The sequence below is a fragment of the Salinispora cortesiana genome (genome assembly GCF_000484695.1).
Lineage (GTDB): Bacteria > Actinomycetota > Actinomycetes > Mycobacteriales > Micromonosporaceae > Micromonospora > Micromonospora cortesiana.
Window position 1 is genome coordinate 1 of the sequence record NZ_AXVR01000033.1, and the last position, 16,896, is coordinate 16,896.

General features: G+C 71.0%; 17 protein-coding genes and 1 pseudogene. 11 read left to right on the plus strand and 7 right to left on the minus strand.

The features are described 5' to 3' along the window. Positions 1 to 309 (minus strand): annotated as a pseudogene (locus K228_RS0115275) (right-handed parallel beta-helix repeat-containing protein); the annotation flags it as partial. Between the two features lie 428 nt (positions 310 to 737). Here K228_RS0115275 and K228_RS0115280 point away from each other — a divergent pair. Beyond that, positions 738 to 2,180, plus strand: a complete 1,443-nt coding sequence (locus tag K228_RS0115280) for a right-handed parallel beta-helix repeat-containing protein (protein ID WP_025619221.1) — start codon at positions 738 to 740, stop codon at positions 2,178 to 2,180. A gap of 103 nt (positions 2,181 to 2,283) precedes the next feature. Here the strand turns inward: K228_RS0115280 and K228_RS0115285 are convergent, their stop codons facing one another. The 5 genes from K228_RS0115285 to K228_RS28865 form a co-directional block, all read right to left on the minus strand. Continuing rightward, complete coding sequence (locus tag K228_RS0115285) at positions 2,284 to 2,991, minus strand: NADH-quinone oxidoreductase subunit E (protein ID WP_025619222.1); 708 nt, start codon at positions 2,989 to 2,991, stop codon at positions 2,284 to 2,286. Positions 2,992 to 3,223: 232 nt separating this feature from the next. Continuing rightward, complete coding sequence (locus tag K228_RS0115290) at positions 3,224 to 4,576, minus strand: FAD-dependent oxidoreductase (RefSeq protein WP_025619223.1); 1,353 nt, start codon at positions 4,574 to 4,576, stop codon at positions 3,224 to 3,226. A gap of 7 nt (positions 4,577 to 4,583) precedes the next feature. Continuing rightward, positions 4,584 to 4,931, minus strand: coding sequence for a TcmI family type II polyketide cyclase (locus K228_RS0115295; RefSeq protein ID WP_025619224.1), 348 nt, complete (start codon positions 4,929 to 4,931; stop codon positions 4,584 to 4,586). 78 nt (positions 4,932 to 5,009) lie between these two features. Next, complete coding sequence (locus K228_RS0115300) at positions 5,010 to 5,837, minus strand: AfsR/SARP family transcriptional regulator (protein WP_025619225.1); 828 nt, start codon at positions 5,835 to 5,837, stop codon at positions 5,010 to 5,012. Positions 5,838 to 6,085: 248 nt separating this feature from the next. Then, positions 6,086 to 6,226: a hypothetical protein gene (locus K228_RS28865; RefSeq protein WP_188116208.1), complete on the minus strand. Its 141-nt coding sequence runs from the start codon at positions 6,224 to 6,226 to the stop codon at positions 6,086 to 6,088. Between the two features lie 2 nt (positions 6,227 to 6,228). Between K228_RS28865 and K228_RS0115310 the strand changes: the two genes are divergently transcribed. The 10 genes from K228_RS0115310 to K228_RS0115355 all read left to right on the plus strand — a co-directional run bounded on the left by K228_RS0115310 (position 6,229) and on the right by K228_RS0115355 (position 16,258). After that, complete coding sequence (locus K228_RS0115310) at positions 6,229 to 6,561, plus strand: TcmI family type II polyketide cyclase (protein ID WP_025619226.1); 333 nt, start codon at positions 6,229 to 6,231, stop codon at positions 6,559 to 6,561. Next, complete coding sequence (locus K228_RS0115315) at positions 6,558 to 8,258, plus strand: acetyl-CoA carboxylase carboxyltransferase subunit alpha (RefSeq protein ID WP_025619227.1); 1,701 nt, start codon at positions 6,558 to 6,560, stop codon at positions 8,256 to 8,258. The genes K228_RS0115310 and K228_RS0115315 overlap by 4 nt, the downstream gene beginning before the upstream one ends. Continuing rightward, entirely contained in the window at positions 8,255 to 8,833 is a 579-nt protein-coding gene (accB, locus tag K228_RS0115320; protein ID WP_025619228.1) for an acetyl-CoA carboxylase biotin carboxyl carrier protein, read from the plus strand. The genes K228_RS0115315 and accB overlap by 4 nt, the downstream gene beginning before the upstream one ends. A 13-nt stretch (positions 8,834 to 8,846) precedes the next feature. Then, on the plus strand, positions 8,847 to 10,223 hold the full coding sequence (locus K228_RS0115325) for an acetyl-CoA carboxylase biotin carboxylase subunit (protein ID WP_025619229.1): 1,377 nt from the start codon (positions 8,847 to 8,849) through the stop codon (positions 10,221 to 10,223). Beyond that, the gene (locus tag K228_RS0115330; protein ID WP_025619230.1) at positions 10,220 to 10,939 is read left to right on the plus strand and encodes an SRPBCC family protein; all 720 of its coding nucleotides are present in this window, start codon (positions 10,220 to 10,222) and stop codon (positions 10,937 to 10,939) included. The genes K228_RS0115325 and K228_RS0115330 overlap by 4 nt, the downstream gene beginning before the upstream one ends. Continuing rightward, entirely contained in the window at positions 10,932 to 11,339 is a 408-nt protein-coding gene (locus tag K228_RS0115335; RefSeq protein ID WP_025619231.1) for a cupin domain-containing protein, read from the plus strand. The genes K228_RS0115330 and K228_RS0115335 overlap by 8 nt, the downstream gene beginning before the upstream one ends. A 79-nt stretch (positions 11,340 to 11,418) precedes the next feature. After that, the gene (locus K228_RS0115340) at positions 11,419 to 12,690 is read left to right on the plus strand and encodes a beta-ketoacyl-[acyl-carrier-protein] synthase family protein (RefSeq protein WP_025619232.1); all 1,272 of its coding nucleotides are present in this window, start codon (positions 11,419 to 11,421) and stop codon (positions 12,688 to 12,690) included. Further along, positions 12,687 to 13,934, plus strand: a complete 1,248-nt coding sequence (locus K228_RS0115345) for a beta-ketoacyl synthase N-terminal-like domain-containing protein (protein ID WP_025619233.1) — start codon at positions 12,687 to 12,689, stop codon at positions 13,932 to 13,934. Before K228_RS0115340 ends, K228_RS0115345 begins: the two co-directional genes overlap by 4 nt. Beyond that, positions 13,931 to 14,290 (plus strand): antibiotic biosynthesis monooxygenase family protein, encoded by a 360-nt coding sequence (locus K228_RS0115350; RefSeq protein ID WP_025619234.1) that lies wholly within the window; start codon positions 13,931 to 13,933, stop codon positions 14,288 to 14,290. The genes K228_RS0115345 and K228_RS0115350 overlap by 4 nt, the downstream gene beginning before the upstream one ends. A gap of 567 nt (positions 14,291 to 14,857) precedes the next feature. Further along, a complete protein-coding gene (locus K228_RS0115355) occupies positions 14,858 to 16,258 on the plus strand; it encodes a class I adenylate-forming enzyme family protein (RefSeq protein WP_025619235.1) in 1,401 nt (466 codons plus the stop codon). Here the strand turns inward: K228_RS0115355 and K228_RS27245 are convergent. Beyond that, positions 16,153 to 16,881, minus strand: a complete 729-nt coding sequence (locus tag K228_RS27245; protein WP_025619236.1) for a 4'-phosphopantetheinyl transferase family protein — start codon at positions 16,879 to 16,881, stop codon at positions 16,153 to 16,155. The two genes, K228_RS0115355 and K228_RS27245, sit on opposite strands and share 106 nt — an antisense overlap. Positions 16,882 to 16,896: the final 15 nt, after the last annotated feature.

Sequence of the window (16,896 nt, forward strand, 5' to 3'; positions counted from 1 at the left end):
GTCGTTGGCGTTGGCGAGGGTGATCGCGGCGATCAGCTGGTCCGCGCTGCAGGGGACCGGGGTGCCCGTGGGCTTGTTCTCCTTACCTCCCTTGCTCTTGTCGTCGCCCTTGCCCGCCTTGCGGTGCCCGTCGGCGGAGGGCCGGTCGTCGGCGCTGAGAGCATGTCCGATGGCGGCGGCGGCCGGGGTGGCGGCGGCGGTGGTCAGGGCCAGGCCAGCTACCCCGGCCAGCCCGAGGGTCCACCACCGTCCCCTCGTCCGGCCTCCACCTGGCCGGTTCGGTTCGTGGTCCTGGTGCGGATGGTTCATCGCGGTCTCGGTGTCCTTCCCCCGTCGCGGACGAGAAGCCAGTCATCCGGGTGGTAGGGCCGGGTGCTGTTCCTCGGCTACCAGGTCGGTGGTAGCAACCATCCTCGAGCTAATCCGACATAGGCATCAAATAGACATGAATACGAAGAAAATCCCCAAATGGGGTATTTGGCCACGTCCCGTTGTCGTGTGGCCGTCGGGACGGCGAGGTGCGAGTACCGACGATGACTGCTTTCGTCCGGATGGCGGCTGGTGTCCCGCCGGCGCGGGGCTGCAGGATGTGAGGTAAACAGGTGATTTATTCATGTTGACGGTCCTGCCCACTTTTCTCCCCGTACCGTGACGTTCGGTGACGACCACGTGGTCGCTGCCCTACCGTCCGGAGACATCCGGCCGGCTCAGCTGTGAGGGAGAGGCAGGAGAGCACGATGTCCACGTATCACGACAGCCAGCGACTGCCGCGGGGCCGGCGACGGTCTCGACGGCTGCTCGCCGGCGGGCTGGTCGCCAGTGGCCTGGTCGTCGGAGCGGCGGGGCTCGGCGGCGCGGCAGCGGCGCACGAGCGGCCACCCGGCGGCGAGAACGCCGCCGTCGCCCGAGGCGACTCCACCCGTGACCACGGCGGGAAGTCCCGGGCGATCCCGGTGCCCTGCGACAGCGCCAAGCTGATCGCCGCCTTGGTTCGGGTCAACGCCGAAGGCGGCGGGGTGCTGCGGCTGGCACCGAAGTGCACCTACACACTCACCGACGCCTTCCATCAGCCCGACCAGTACGACGGGGGGATCCGGGACGCGCGGGAGGCGGCGGATTCGGCGGAGAATCCCGGCGAGGCCGACGACAAGCCGCCCCGGAATCCCGCCGACGACAAGGCCGGGCTGCCGGTTATCTACCACCCGGTCACCATCGAAGGCGAGCAGGCCACGATCGAACGTGCGCACGACGCCGAGGTGTTCCGCTTCTTCACCGTCCGTGACGGCGGCGAGCTGACCCTGCGTGACGTTCGGCTTGTCGGCGGTCGCTCTGCTGCCGAGGGAGGTGCCGTCCACGTGGTGCACGGCGCGTCGGCGATGATCGAGCGGGTTACGGCGATGCACAACGCCTCGTCCTCGGCGGAGGGCGGCGGGGGAGCACTGTTCAACGACGGCAACATGGTCGTTCGAGACAGCAAGCTCATCGACAACCATGCCTACGGATCAGAGGGCAAGGGCGGGGGCCTGCTCAACAACGGGGTGTTGACCCTGCACTCCTCAACCTTCAAGGGCAACAGCGCCACCGCCTACGGCGGCGGGCTGGGTAACTACCAGGCCGCGGCAGAGGTGCACACGAGCACCTTCACGCACAACTCGGCGGAGCAGGGCGGTGGCCTGGCCAGCTTCTCCGCCCGGACCCGCGTCTCCGACTCCAAGGTCGTCGGCAACCGGGCGGAAACCGGGGGCGGGATCGCGAACTCGGATGCGCTGATCTTCCTGCGCGGGATGGAGATCTGGGACAACATCGCCACCGGCGATGGCGGCGGCATCTCCACCTTCCAGGGCCTCGTGCCGCTGGACGACAGCGTGGTGGCGGGCAACACCGCACACGGCTCCGGCGGTGGCATCCACGCGACCAAGTCGAACCTGCTGGTTCGAGACAGTAAGGTCCGGAATAACCACGCCGTCGAGGCGAAGTCCACCGGCGGTGGGATCGCGGTCAGCATGGGCCGGGTCGCGCTCTACCGCAGCCTCGTCGTCGAGAACCAGTCCACGCTGCCCGCCGGTGGCCTGAATGTGGACAAGGCGCAGGCGACGGTGGACTCGAAGTCCGTCATCGTGGAGAACCAGCCGACCAACTGCCTGGGTAGCACCAGCCCGGTTCCAAACTGCTTCCGATAGCACCACGCGCGGCTGGTTGGGTGAACAACCGCACCGGGGACGGCTTGCCGCTCCCCGGTGCGGTCGTATACCCGTCTGTCGGCGGCGCCACCGGAGGGCACCCTCAGGCGTCCGCGCTGCCCCCGGTTGAGGACGCCACCGCCGCCTCGGCCAGGGCCTTCGCCTGCCTCGGCCAGGTCGGCAGGCTCGCCGCGCCACGCAGGCCGGCGGCGCGAATTAGCTCCCGCAGCGCCGGCTCGTCCAGCTCGGCGAGTTGTTGGTAGGTGCGGATGCCGGCGGCCTGCAGCCCCGCCGCCATCTTCGGTCCGACTCCCTGGATCCGGCGGAAGTCGTCGGCGGCGTCGGGCTCCAGCTTGGACGCAGCCGGCTGCAGCTCAGGCTCGGTGGGAACCGGCCCCCGGTCCGCCGCCTCGGTGTCGGGCTGCACGGGGGATTCTGCGACCACCGGGGGCGTCGCCGCGTCGGCATCGGCCGGCTCGGTCTGGCTGCCGTTGGCCGCCGGAGTGTGCTCCTGGGCCGGTGCCGGGTCGACCTGCTCCGATGCGGTAGTGGCCTGCTCCGGCGCGGTGGGGGCCTGCTCCGGTGCTGCGTCGGTCGCGCGGGACCGGTCAGCGTCGGTGTCACCGTTGGTGTTGGTGCCAGCGGAAGTGGACGTGGGTTCGCCTACGGCCGTCGTTGTCGTGGACGACGCCGGCGTAGCATCCCCAGTGGTGCCAGCCCGCGCGGCTTTTCGCCGGCCGCGGACCACCCAACCGGCAGCGGCGCCCACCAGCAGGGCCACGACAATCAACGGCCAGTCCGACCAGGCCACGGCAGACCTCCCCTTTTCGTATGGTGAGTTAGTCGAGAAAAGCTCGCCGCAGCTTGCCACATGTCCGGTGCGGTACGACAGCATGGCCTGGTAACCCGGCACGTGGCCGGACCGGATCACACCCGTGGTGGTCGCGGTGTGACGCAACGTCGAATAGGCAGTCGGCAGTGACCGGACGCCCGGACTAGCACCCGACGGCCGGACCCCAGCACCTGGGGCCCGGCCGTGGCGGTCAGTCCTCCTCCTCGCCCCGGTAGCTGTAGAAGTCATCGACAAACCGTCGGGCGAGCCGCGGCACCCGGCTGGTGATGCCGAAGTAGCCGCGGGCACCGAGCAGGGCGAGGCGGCCGACGACGGGCCGGTACATGGGGTCGTCGCCGCTGGTGCCGCTGCGGTTCAACGAGTCGGCCACCCGCGCGAAGCCGTACGGCAACATGGCCGCCTCGTAGTCGGCCACCGCCTGCAACAGCGTCTTCGTTCCGGCGGCGGTGTGGCGTAGCTGCCGGTTCAGCAGGGCGGCGTCCCGTAGGGCGGTGTTCGCACCCACCCCGCGCCCCGGTGTCATCGTGTGGATGGCGTCGCCGAGCAGGGTGACGGTGCTGCTCTTCCACGGTGGAACCGGTTCGCTGGTGGAGACCTTGATCGGCAGGGCGCTGGCCGGATCGGCGAGGACCAACAGCCGGCGCAGGTGCGGGTGCCAGTTCTGGGTCAGACCCAGCGCGGTCTGGATCAACTCCTCGCCACGGAGCCGCATGATGTCGGGCGGAAACCGCCGAGCGGCACTCCAGACAACCAGGTTCACGTTGTCGCGGGTGTTGTCGTGTGCCCGGCCCGGCCAGCTGTTCAGCAGCGCCGCATCGGCGGGATCGAGGCCGCTCTTGAGCGCGCCGGAGCGGTCCCACGGAAACTCCATGACATGCAGGACGCCCATCACGCCACCGCTGCCGAAGATGAGCGAGATGCCCTTCTCGATCCGCTCCGGCAGCAGCGCCCGTACCTCCTCGGTGAACGGGATTCGGGTGGCGATGTTGATGGTGCCCGCGCTCCTGGTCACGGCGTGCGGCAAGTACTGGCGCCGAACCGCCGAGTGGGTGCCGTCCGCCCCCACCAGCAGGTCGCCGGTGGCGCTGTCCCCGTCGGCGAAGTACGCGGTGACGCTGCCGTCATCCCGCTGCTCGAAGTGGGTGAGGGCCTTGTCGAAGTGGACCACGTCCTCCAGCCCGGTGAGCAGGACCTGGCGCAGGGTCATCCGGGCGACGGAGCGTTCGGTGTTCACCTCCTCGGTCTCTGGTCGCAGCGGAAACGACGCGGTCTGCCGGAGCCGTTGGGTGAGGACATTGAAGTACCGGGGAGACTTGGCGCAGGTGGCCCGGTAGATGCCGAACAGGTCGACCGGCAGGCACTCGCGCAGCGCCCGGCTGCCGGTTGGTCCGATACCGACCCGGTAGCCGAGGAGGCCATCGCCCCGGGCGCGGTAGCGCTCGTAGACGGTCACGGCGATTCCGGCCTGGCGCAGTCCCTGCGCCAGACAGAGTCCACCGGTCCCCGCCCCGATGATCAGAACGTGCGGTCGACTGCGGGACACGTGGCGGTCAGCCCGCCACGTGGGGCGCGGCGGCGGCCGCGGAGTCCCAACGGTAGAAGCAGCCGGCGATGGCGTCGCGTGGTGAGCGCCAGGTCGGTAGGTACGGGGAGGTGTGCGCGGAGAGCCGCTCGTTGACCTGCCGGTAGAGCGGATGGTTCCGGGCGCCGGCCAGGGTGTCCGGGTCCACGTCGGCGGTCTCCATCAGGTGGATACAGACATCGTGCAGGCAATACAGGGAGCGGTGCCGGACGCCGGTGAGGCTGGGCAACTCGGTGGCGTCGGACTCGGCGAAGATCTGGGCCACCCGTCCCTCCGCACCGGGGACGATCCTGCTGACGATCAGTAGTCGGCTCATTTGGGGACTCCTTCCGCCATGGTGCCCCGTGCGGCCGGGCCGGGGCGGGTACCGCACTCCACGCTGCCGAGGCCACTGTCACCTGCCCGTCACATCAATGTCCGTTCTGGTGACGCGGGGCGTGGGGGGCGTCTGCCGGCGTCTCTCGGGCTCGCGGCTGGCCTGTCGGATCGGCCGGAGCGTCTCGTCGAGCAGGGCGGTCATCGCGGCCGACGGTTCCAGTCGCAGCTCCCGGCGCAGCAGGTCGCGGTAGACATAGAACGCGTGCACCGCCTCGAAGGCGTTGCCCTCGGCGAGGTGGATGCGGACCACCAGGCGGTGCGGTGTCTCGCGGAGCGGTTCGGCGGCCATCGCTTCCAACGCCGCCTCGAGCGCCTCACCGTGTCGGCCCGCCGTCAGGTAGTGGTCGGCTAGCTCCTCGAGCATGTGCAGCCGCAGTTGGCGCAGCCGCTCCCGTTCGGCCAACACCCAGTCGTCGTACCAGCCGGGCAGCAGATCGTGGCGGCCCTTCGCGAGCACGGTCGCGGCGGTGTCCGGGTCATCGCCGTCGCGCACCCGGGTAGCCATGCCAACCAGGGCGTCCACGTCAACCTGGACGGTGGGCCCGAGTCGGAGGGTGTCTCCACTGGTACGCAGCGGACAGTAGGGGTCCTGCCGCAGTCGCCACAGGGCGGTGCGCAGCGAGGAGAGGGCGCGCTCCTCCAGGTTGTCCGGCCAGAGCAGCCCGGCGAGGTGGCTGCGGGTGGTGCCGGGGCGCAGGCCGACCAGCGCGAGTACGCGTTGCAGCCCGCGCGGCACGACCACCGGGGCGTTGCCATGCAACAGCCGGAACCCGCCCAGCAGGTGCAGCCGGATCGGGGTACCCGGACGGTCCCCGGCGGTCGGCATGGACGGACCAGCGGCCATGGCGGACCCCCTGCGGATTGCTCCTCGGCTGTGTCCCCCGGCGCGGCTGCCCGTGACCCACAGGTCGGGTAGCTGGTCCCGCGGCACGGCGTCGGGTCACGGCCACCGGGTTAACCGTGACGGAGATTATCAATCTGGTCACGCACCGTCAACATGCTGTCGGGCGTGTAACTGCTATGAAACCCGCTCTGAACTGCGGATAGACCACTATGTGCAGGTTGCATGTCACAGCTCCTACACAGTCAGCGTCAACGCACCGTCACCAAAGTCTGGGCTGGAGACGGCTCCGGTGACGCGCCGGTGACGGTGGCGCCGCCAAGGTGCGGATAGTCGTCCGGCTTGTCGGCGTACGGCGCCACCGGCGCCCGAAGCCGTTGGGGGAGGTTCATCGATGGAGCGTTCGTTGATCGTCGCGAAGGTCGACCCGAGCGCGGAGGAGCGGATCGCCGAGATCTTCGCCGAGTCCGACGCGACCGAGTTGCCTCGCCTGGCCGGGGTCCAGCACCGGTCGCTGTACCGGCTGCAAGACCTGTATCTACACCTCCTGGAAACGGAGCTGCCGGGGGAGACGGCGGTCGCCGAGGCCCGGTCCCACCCGGAGTTCATCCGGGTCAGCGAGCGGCTGCGCCCGTACGTCTCGCCGTATCTGCCGACCTGGCGGGAGCCGCGAGACGCGATGGCCCGGTGCGTGTACCGGTTCGACGCTCCCGGAGACCGGCCATGAACCCGACCACGCCCCGGGGCGGGCAGCTCTGGTCGCGCTGCGGCGGCTGCGCCAGCCTGCTGTATCGCAAGCGGCTGCGGCGAAACCTGGACGTGTGCCCGGAGTGCGGCGCGCACTCCCGGCTTGACGCGCCGGCCCGCCTGGCCCAGCTGGTGGACCCCGGGTCGTTTACCGCGCTCGCCGACCCGGCGCCGGAGGTGGATCCGATCGGCTTCGTTGACGTGCTCCCCTACCCCCACCGGCTCACCGCCGCGCGCAGCGGCACCGGGCTGGCCGAGGCGGTTGTCTGCGGCACCGCCACGGTGGCCGGGAGCCGCTGCGTGATCGCCGTGATGGACTTCCGCTTCCTCGGTGGCAGCCTCGGTTGCGCGGTCGGGGAGCTGATCACCCGGGCCGCCGAGCGAGCCCTCGCCGACCGGGTTCCGCTGGTGGTGGTGACCGCCTCCGGCGGAGCGCGGATGCAGGAAGGGGTGCTGTCGCTGATGCAGATGGCGACGGTCAGCCAGGCGGTCGCCGCGTTGCGTGAGTCCGGGGTGCCCAGCGTCAGCGTGCTCACCGACCCTACGTACGGCGGGGTGGCCGCCTCGTTCGCCACCAACACCGACGTGGTGGTCGCCGAGAGTGGTGCTCGGATGGGTTTCGCCGGCCCCCGGGTGATCCGCCAGGTCACCGGCCGGGAGCTGCCCGACGGGTTCCAGACCGCCGAGTTTCTGCTGCGGCACGGCCAGGTCGACCTGGTGGTGCCTCGGCACGCCCTGCGCGGTTGCCTCGCCACGCTGCTCGCTGCCGCATCCGGTGGGCACGAACCGGTGGGTGCCGGGCCCGGATCAGAGTCCCCCACCGTGGACAGCCCATCGATGCAGGGGCGTGGGGTGGACAAGCGGGACGCCTGGGAGACGGTCCGGCTGGCTCGGCACCCGGGTCGCCCGACCACCCTGGACTATCTGGAGACGGCCTTCGACAGCTTCGTCGAGCTGCACGGTGACCGGCTGGGCGCGGACTGCCCGGCGGTCGTCGGCGGGCTGGCCGAACTGGCTGGCCGGCCGGTACTGGTGGTCGGCCACCAGAAGGGCCACACCACCGCCGACCTGATGTCCCGCAACTTCGGAATGGCGAGCCCGGCCGGGCACCGGAAGGCGCTCCGGTTGGTCCGGCTGGCCGCGCGGTGGGGGCTGCCCGTCGTCACCCTCGTTGACACCCCGGGCGCCGACCCGGGAGTGGGCGCGGAGGAACAGGGCCAGGCTGCGGCGATAGCGGAGAACATCCTGACCCTGACGATGCTGCCCACCCCGGTCGTCGCGGTGATCACCGGCGAGGGCGGCAGCGGCGGTGCGCTGGCGCTCGCGGTCGCCGACCGGGTGCTGATGCTGGAACACGCCGTCTACTCGGTGATCAGCCCAGAGGGGTGCGCCGCGATCCTCTGGCCAGACCGTTCCGCGGCCCCGCAGGCGGCCCGCGCGCTGCGGCTGACCAGCGCCGACCTCTGTCATCTCGGGGTGGTAGACGCGGTGGTGCCGGAACCGGCACCGGCCGCGCACCACGACCCACCGGCCGCCATGCAGGCGGTACGGGAGGCGGTGCTGGCGCACCTGGTGCCGTTGCTCGACGTGCCCACCGCGACCCTGGTTCGCCGCCGAAGGCGGCGGTTCCGCCGGTTCGGTTCCGCCGGCCTCGGCGCCCGGGCGGGTGCCCGATGAGCGCCGAACTGGCGCCGACCGGCGCGACGAAGCTCAACGGTGAGGCGGTAGTGGACGTGGCACCCCGGTCCGGCGGGGCCCTCGACGACACTCCGACCCCGGTATCCGTCACCGCGGCGGAGGTCGGGCTGGCCGAGCTGCGTACCCAGGTCCGGGAACTCCTCGCCGACCTGGCCGGGCCGGTACGGCGGATCCGGCTGGGTAGCGGGAACACGATGCTGGAGGTGGAGTGGCAGCCGGCGGGCGCCGCCGATCAACTGCTCCCGCCACCGACGGCATCGGTCCTCGCCCCGCAGGCGGTCGTCCCCCCACCACCGGTCGCCGCACCCGCCTCTCAGCACGCTGTGCGGTCACCGATCGTCGGCACCTTCTACCGGGCGCCGGAGCCCGGCGCGGCGCCGTTCGTCGCCGTCGGCGATCGGGTCCACCCCGGCCAGGTCGTCGGCATCGTCGAGGCGATGAAGCTGATGAACGAGGTGACCGCCGATCGGGCCGGGCGAATCGCCGAGGTCCTCGCCGACGACGGCCAACCGGTGGAGTACGACCAGCCGCTGCTTGCGGTGGATCCGGTCTGAGGCGGGTGGACTGATGTTCGGCAAGGTACTCATCGCCAATCGGGGCGAGATCGCGCTGCGGGTGCTGCGAGCCTGCCGCGAGCTGGGAATTCGTACCGCGGTGGTCTACTCCACGGCGGATGCTGACTCGACCGCGGTGCGGCTCGCCGACGAGGCGGTCCTGATCGGACCGGCGGCGAGCCGCCGCAGCTACCTGAACCCCGCGGCCATCGTCGAGGCCGCCCGCCAGGTCGGCGCGCAGGCCGTGCACCCCGGCTACGGCTTTCTCTCCGAGGACGCCGACTTCGCCGAGATCTGCGCCGACAACGGTCTCACCTTCGTGGGGCCGCCACCGCAGGTGATGGCCGCGCTGGCCGACAAGTCGTCCGCTCGGGCGCTGATGAGCCGCGCCGGCCTGCCGCTGCCACCGGGCAGCATCGCACCGGTACCGACCGCTGCCGACGCCTCCCGGGTCGCCGCCGAGGTGGGCTATCCGGTGATCGTGAAAGCCGCCGCCGGGGGTGGTGGCCGGGGAATGACCGTCGTCTCCACGCCGGCCGAGCTGCCTCGGGCATACGCCCGAACCCGGGCCGCCGCCCAGGTCGCCTTCGGTGACGACCGGGTGTACGTCGAGCGGTACCTCGGCAATGCCCGGCACGTGGAGGTGCAGGTGCTCTGCGACACCCACGGCAACGGAGTGCACCTGGGGACCCGGGACTGCTCGGTGCAGCGCCGACACCAGAAGCTTGTCGAGGAGGCGCCCGCCCCGGCGCTGTCCATGACCACCCTGGCCGCTGTCGCCGACAGTGCGCTACGTGGCGCGCTGGAGGTCGGATTCACCGGTGCCGGGACGGTGGAGTTCCTGGTGGACGCGGCGGAACAGTTCCACTTCCTGGAGATCAATTGTCGGATCCAGGTGGAGCACCCGGTCACCGAGATGGTTACCGGAATCGACCTTGTGCACGAACAGCTGCACCTGGCCGCCGGCGGGACGTTGCGGTGGCGGCAGGAGGAGATCGTGACACACGGGGTGGCGATCGAATGCCGGGTCAACGTCGAGGATCCCGATCGGGACTTCGCACCGACTCCCGGCCGGCTGGAGCGGTTCGTCCCCCCGGGTGGCCCCTTCACCCGGGTCGACACCCACGGGTATCCCGGCTACGTCGTCGGCCCCCACTACGACTCGCTCCTGGCCAAGGTGGCGGTCTGGGCCCCGGACCGGGAGTTGGCCCTCAACCGGCTGGAACGTGCGCTCGGCGAGTTCGACGTCGCCGGCCCCGGCGTCCACACCACCATCCCGTTCGTCCGGCGGGTACTCGACGACGCCGGCTTCCGCAAGGGCCGCCACTGCACCGGTCTGGTCGAGACGCTACTCGCCGACCTGCCCACGCAATCGAGGAGGAACGCATGACCGTCACCGACGGCCGCCCACTGGCTGCCGACATCACCGACATCCTGGTAGCCCACTGCGGGCTCGACGCCGACGACGCCGCCCGCGCCCCGGCCGCCTCCCTGGAGGAGTTGGGCATGGACTCGCTCGCCCTGCTCGAGCTCTCCGCCGTGGTCGCCGACCGCTGGCAGGTGCGCATCCCTGAGGAGACCGGGCAGCTCAGCATCGCCGGCGTCGCGGATCTGGTCGCCCGCGGCGTCGAGCCGGCCGGGCACACCGAGAATGACATCCTGATCGCCGCCCCCCTACCGCTGGTCTGGGAGGTCACCAACGACGTCGCCGGCTGGCCCGATCTGTTCACCGAGTACTCGGTGGCCGAGATCCTGCACCAGGAGGGGAACACCGTCCGGTTCCGGCTCACCATGCACCCCGACGAGAACGGGATCGCCTGGAGCTGGGTCAGCGAGCGTACGGCTGACCTGGACGGTCGGGAGGTCCACGCGCAGCGGGTGGAGCCGGGCCCGTTCGAGTACATGCGGATCCACTGGCGCTACGCCGAGGAGGCCGGTGGTACCCGGATGTTCTGGACGCAGGACTTCGCCATGAAGCCCACCGCCCCGCTCACCAACGCCGAGATGACCGACCGGATCAACACCAACAGCGCGGTGCAGCTCGCGGTGATCAAAGAGAAGATCGAGCGGCGGGCCGCGCAGGAGACGGGAGCCGGCGATGAGTGAGCAGGTCCCCGGGCTGGTGGCCGCGGCGGACGTGGCCGCCGACACCCGCCGCGGTGCCGAACTGCGGGTGCTGCTCGGTCCGCGTACGGTCGGCAGCACCTCTGGGTTTATGGGCGTGGCGACGCTACGACCGGGGGAGCGAATCGCCGAGCACTACCACCCCTACAGCGAGGAGTTCCTCTACGTCGCCCGGGGCACGATCACCGTCGACCTGGATGACGCGCCGGTCCCGCTGGCGACCGGCGAGGCGCTCTACGTCCCGATCAACGTCCGGCATCGGCTGCGCAACACCGGTACCGAGGACGCCGAGGTCGTGTTCCACCTCGGTCCGCTCGCCCCGCGCCCCGAACTGGGGCATGTCGACACCGAACTCGTCACCCAACGCGGCGGTAGGTCGTGAGCGCGAGGAGTGAGCCGGGCTTGCGAGCCCCGCAGTCGCGAGTGGAGGGTACCGTGAGCGCGAAGATCGGAGTGGCGCCGTGACCGGGCGCCGCTCGGTGGTGACCGGCGTCGGGGTGGTCGCGCCGGGTGGCGCCACTCGGGACCGGTTCTGGAAGGCGATCACCGAGGGGCGTACGGCGACCCGGCGGATTTCCTTCTTCGACCCGTCGCCGTTCCGGTCGCGAATCGCCGCCGAGTGCGACTTCGAGCCGGTGGCCGCCGGCCTCAGCATCGCCGAACATCGTCGTGCCGACCGGTACGTGCAGTTCGCGCTCGCGTGCGCGGCCGAGGCGGTCGTTGACGCGGGCCTGGAGTTCACCGACGCGTTGCGGGATAGCACCGGGGTGGTCCTGGGCACCGCCGTCGGCGGGACGATGGCGCTGGAACAGGAGTACGTCACGGTCAGCGACGGCGGCCGGAACTGGCTGGTTGACGCCGCCCGGGGCGGCCCGTACCTGTACCAGGCGTTGGTGCCGAGCAGCCTCGCCGCCGATGTGGCCTGCCGGTACGGGCTGCACGGCCCGGTCCAGGTGGTCTCCACCGGCTGCACGTCGGGCATCGACGCGATCGGCTACGCCCACCAGCTCATCGTCGACGGCGAGGCCGACGTGGTGCTCACCGGTGCCGCCGACTCGCCGATCTCCCCGGTTACCGTCGCCTCGTTCGACGCTATCCAGGCGACCAGCCCCGACAACGACGACCCGGAGCACGCCTCCCGCCCGTTCGACGCCGACCGGCACGGCTTCGTCCTCGCCGAGGGCGCCGCGGTGCTGGTGCTGGAGGAGGAGGAGCGGGCCCGGCGGCGGGGTGCGCACATCTACTGCGAGGTCGCCGGGTACGCCAGCCGCAGCAACGGCTACCACATGACCGGGCTCCGCCCGGATGGGCTGGAGATGGGGCTGGCCATCACCGACGCGCTCGGCCAGGGGCGGATCCGGGCCGACCAGGTCTCCTACATCAGCGCACACGGCTCCGGGACCCGACAGAACGACCGGCATGAGACCGCCGCGTTCAAACGGGCGCTCGGCGAGGTCGCGTACCGGGTGCCGATCAGTTCGATCAAGTCGATGGTGGGGCACTCGCTCGGCGCAATCGGTTCGATCGAGATGGCCGCCTGCGCGCTGGCCATCGAGTTCGGCGTGGTACCGCCGACGGCCAACTGGGCGACCCGCGACCCGGAGTGCGACCTGGACTACGTGCCGAACGAGGCGCGGGAGTTGCCGGTGGACGTGGCGTTGTCGGTCGGTAGCGGATTCGGTGGCTTCCAGTCGGCGATGGTGTTCCAGCGGTTGTCGGCGGTGACGTCGTGACCGCCCGGGCAGTGGTGACCGGGATCGGGGTGGTCGCGCCGAGCGGTATCGGTGCCGACGCGCACTGGCAGACGGTGCTCACCGGAACCCGGCGTACCGGGCCGATCACCCTGTTCGATCCGTCCAGCTACCCGACCCGCTTCGGCGGTGAGGTGTCAGGATTCGATGCCGCTGCCTTCGCCGACAACCGCCGGCTGGTGCAGACCGACCGGTGGACGCACCTCGGGTTCGCCGCCACCCGGCTGGCCCTGGCCGACGCGGGGCTGCCCCTGCGGGCTCCGGACCCGTACGGCTACGCGGTCGCCCTGGCCAGTTCGTCCGGGGGAAACCTGTTCGGGCAGCGGGAGCTGCAACGGCTGTGGGGTGGGTCCACCCGGACGGTCGGGGCGTATCAGTCGATCGCCTGGTTCTACGCCGCCAGCGTCGGTCAGCTCTCGATTCACCATCAGTTCAAGGGGCCGTGCGGGGTACTGGTCGCCGAGACCGCCGGCGGGCTGGACAGCCTGGCACACGCGGCCCGGGCGGTCCGCCGGGGGACCCCGGTGGTGATCGCCGGCGCCACCGAGTGTCCGTTGAGCCCGTACGCGCTGGCGTGTCAGCTCGCCTCCGGGATGCTCAGCGAGGGGGCGGACCCGGAGCGGGCGTACCGACCGTTTGATGCGGCGGCCAGTGGCTACCTGCCGGCGGAGGGGGGCGCGGTCTTCGTCGTGGAGGAGTTGAGCCATGCCCTGGCCCGCGGAGCCCGGGTCTACGGTGAGCTGATGGGGTGGGGTGCCACCCACGACGGCGCACACACCACTGCGGACACAGCGGGCGATCCCGGGCAGTACGCCCGGGCGATGCGGCTGGCGCTGGACCGGGCCGGGGTCGGCGCGGACGCGGTCGATGTGGTGGTGCCGGATGCGTTGGGGGTGCCGCGCTACGACCGCAACGAGGCGATCGCGTTGCGCGCTGTCTTCGGGGATCGGCTGCCCCCGGTCACCACGCAGAAGTCGCTGACCGGGCGGGCCCACCAGGGGGGCGCTGCCCTGGACGTGGCGACCGCGTTGCTCGCCTTCGCGCATGACACGCTGCCCGCCTCCGCCGGACCGGATGAGGTCGCGCCGGGGTGCGAGCTGGACTTCCTGCGGGAGCAGCGGCGGCCGGCGAACCGGTTGTCGATGGTCTGCGCCCGCGGCTTCGACGGGTTCAACAGTGCGCTGGTCCTGCTTGGGGCGGCGCCGAGTGACGGCGGTGAGCAGTGACCGAGCTGGATGAACGAAAGGCGTCGACCCGGCCTGGCGTCGATGCGGCACGGGCGCGGGTGGTGTTCCTGGTACGGGTGCCAGCCGAGCGGACGGAGGCGTTCCTGGCCGCGTACGAGGCGGTGCGCCACCTCGTCGCGGACGGGGTGCCGGGACACCGGGTGGACCAGGTGTGCCGGTCGGCGGCGGACCCGGAGCAGTGGTTGATCACCAGCGAGTGGGCGAGTTTGGCGGACTTCGAGGCGTGGGAACGGAGCCCGGAGCACCGCGACCTGGTCCGCCCGATGCGGGAGTGCTTCACCGATGCCCGCTCCCTGCGCTTCCACATTCTTGCCCAGACTCCCACCCTGCCCTGACCGGAACGGCCATGCCGGCCCGTCTGGCATGGCCGTGGCGTGTGTCCTTGATCCGCGCGGTCCACTGTTGAACTGACCCGCCGGCCGCGGCAGGCGGCACTGTACGCCGCTGCGTCCATGTTGGTCGAGTCGTGGCGGTGCACCCGCCTCGATCGACACCTCGGTCTGTTCCGGCCGAAGACACCTGCTTGCGGCGGCCCGGGTCGAGCCTTGGTGTCGGTGTCGCCGTCAATCCGTGCCCGCCGAGGCGCCAACCTTCGGGGCATCGCCGGGCGGAAGCGGTGACCGGCGGGTACGGGAGACGGTCGCGGGTGTGGCGCATCATGCGTTCGGGGTGTTGAAGGTCCTCCTAACGCATGAAGGGTCACCCGTTGGTTTCGGTGTGGATGCACGCGCGCGATCCTGCACGGCGAAGTGGTTGCCGGCAATCCGGCCAGCCGCTTTTTTTGATCTATCCTTTCGCACCTGTTAGCGGATCTGGAGTCTGCCGTAGGGTCGGCCGCAGCACCTCAGTGAAACTTCCTCAAGGGCAGGAATGCCCTTATTTGTGCTGGGCGGTGAACGGCAGTGAACGGGAACCCCTCGTCCCGCGATTCCAATGCGATCGATCCCGACTGGGTAGACGACTTTCTGTTTACCGGCAAGCCGACCGACGTCTGCCTCCGGCTCCCCGACCCGGTTGACCGCGGCACGTTGCACCGGCTGGTCGCCGAGGCACAAACCCGCCTCGGCGCCGCTGGACTGCGCCCCGGAGGTGCCGTCGCGCTACGGCTGCCGCCGTCCCTGGCGTACGTGGTGAACCTGCTCGCCACCTGGCGCAGCGGCGCTCAGGCCATCCTGCTGGATCATCGCCTCACCGACCACGAGGCCGACCGCGCGCTGCGGCGGCTCACCCCACAGGTGGTCGTGGCGCCGGTTCGCACCGGTGGCGCCGCACTACGAGTTTTCGTCGAGGTCACCGAGGGGGTCACTCCGTACGGCGATCGCCCGGCCGCCACTGACCACGCGGTGGTCCAACTCAGCTCCGGCTCCACCGGGCCCTCCAAGGTGATTGGTCGGACCGCCGCCGACCTGGTCGCTGAGGTGCGTCGCTACACCCAGCTCGACGGCGTGGCCCTACCCGGCGAACGACTCATCCTGCTTCCGTCCATGGTGCACGTGCTCGGCCTCGTCGGCGGCCTGCTCTACGGGCTGCACGCCGGCGTCGAACTGGTCCCGCCGGAACGACTCAGCGGCGCGGCGGTACTCGACGCGATCGGCGCAGCCGACAGCCCAGCCACGGTCCTCGGTGTTCCATTCCATATCGGACTTCTGGCCGCGACCCAACTCGACCGGCCACTGCCCATGTTCGCCCGGATGATCACCGGTGGGGAACTGGTGTCGGCCGCCACGGTTCGCTCCTTCACCGACCGGTTCGGCGTGCCACTGGGCAACATGTATGGGATGACCGAGGTTGGCGTCATCGGCACCGACCTCCATGGACGGCACCGGCCGGGGATCGTCCCCGCCCCCGGTATCGAGGTTCGCGAGGTCGCCGGCGAGCTGCGGGTGAGCTGCCCTGCCTCCCCGTACCTCGGCGGCGCCGATCCGTCCCGCTGGTCCTCCGGGTGGCTACACACCCGGGACGCCGGCACTGTGGACCCGGATAGTGGCCTGGTGACTATCCGCGGCCGGCTCGACTCCCAGGTCTCGGTCGGCGGGATGAAGGTCGACCTCACCGAGGTGGAGAACACAGTCGCCGAGCTACCGGGGGTCGCCGCCGCGGTAGTGGTCTGGGACGACGGCATCACCGCGTACGTGCAACCGGCGGGCACCCTCGCCGAGGAGACCCTGGACCACCAGCTCGCCGAGCGGCTGGCCAGCTACAAGCGGCCCCGCACCCTGCGGCTGCTCGACCAGCTGCCCCGCACGACCACCGGCAAGCTGGTCCGCTCGGTGGACACGCTACGGACGGCAGGGACGTCGTGACCGGGCCGCTCCGCCTCCCCGACGACGACCATCTCAGCTTCGCCGCCGACCACCGCTACCGCCAGGAGCAGCGTCCCGGGGCAGTGGGGATGGCCGACCCAGACATCGGCGGCGGCTGGCGCCGGGCGCATCCGTCCCGGGACGGGGACCGGCATCCGCCGACGTGGACCGCCGGCGCGCAGGCCGAGGCCGAGTGCCTTGCCGACAGCCTCCTTCGCGGTCCACAACCGCAGGAAGTCCCGGCTCCGGCCCGCTTCGGGACGGGCGGCGAGCCAGGCCACCTCGGCTGGGTCGTACCAGCGGTGGGCAAGGCCCAGCGCGGGCAGCTGGCGGCACTGCTCGACGTCCACCCCCACCGGCCCGCCGGTTCGGACGGCGACCACCGTCACCCCGCCGCCACGGCTCACACTCGCCGGCACGGCGACCTGACCCCGGCCCGTGTCCTTTGTGACCAGCGCAGCTGCGCCGAGCCGGTGACTCACCACAATGTCCGCCTCCGAACAGTCCAGCACCCCGGCGGCCGCCTGTCGCAGCAGCCGCTCGACTGAGGCCGGCTGACCGCCAGTACCCCGACCGATCCAGATGTAGACGGTGTCCCGACCCGACACCGGTGACAGGTTCACGGAGAGAGGTTAACC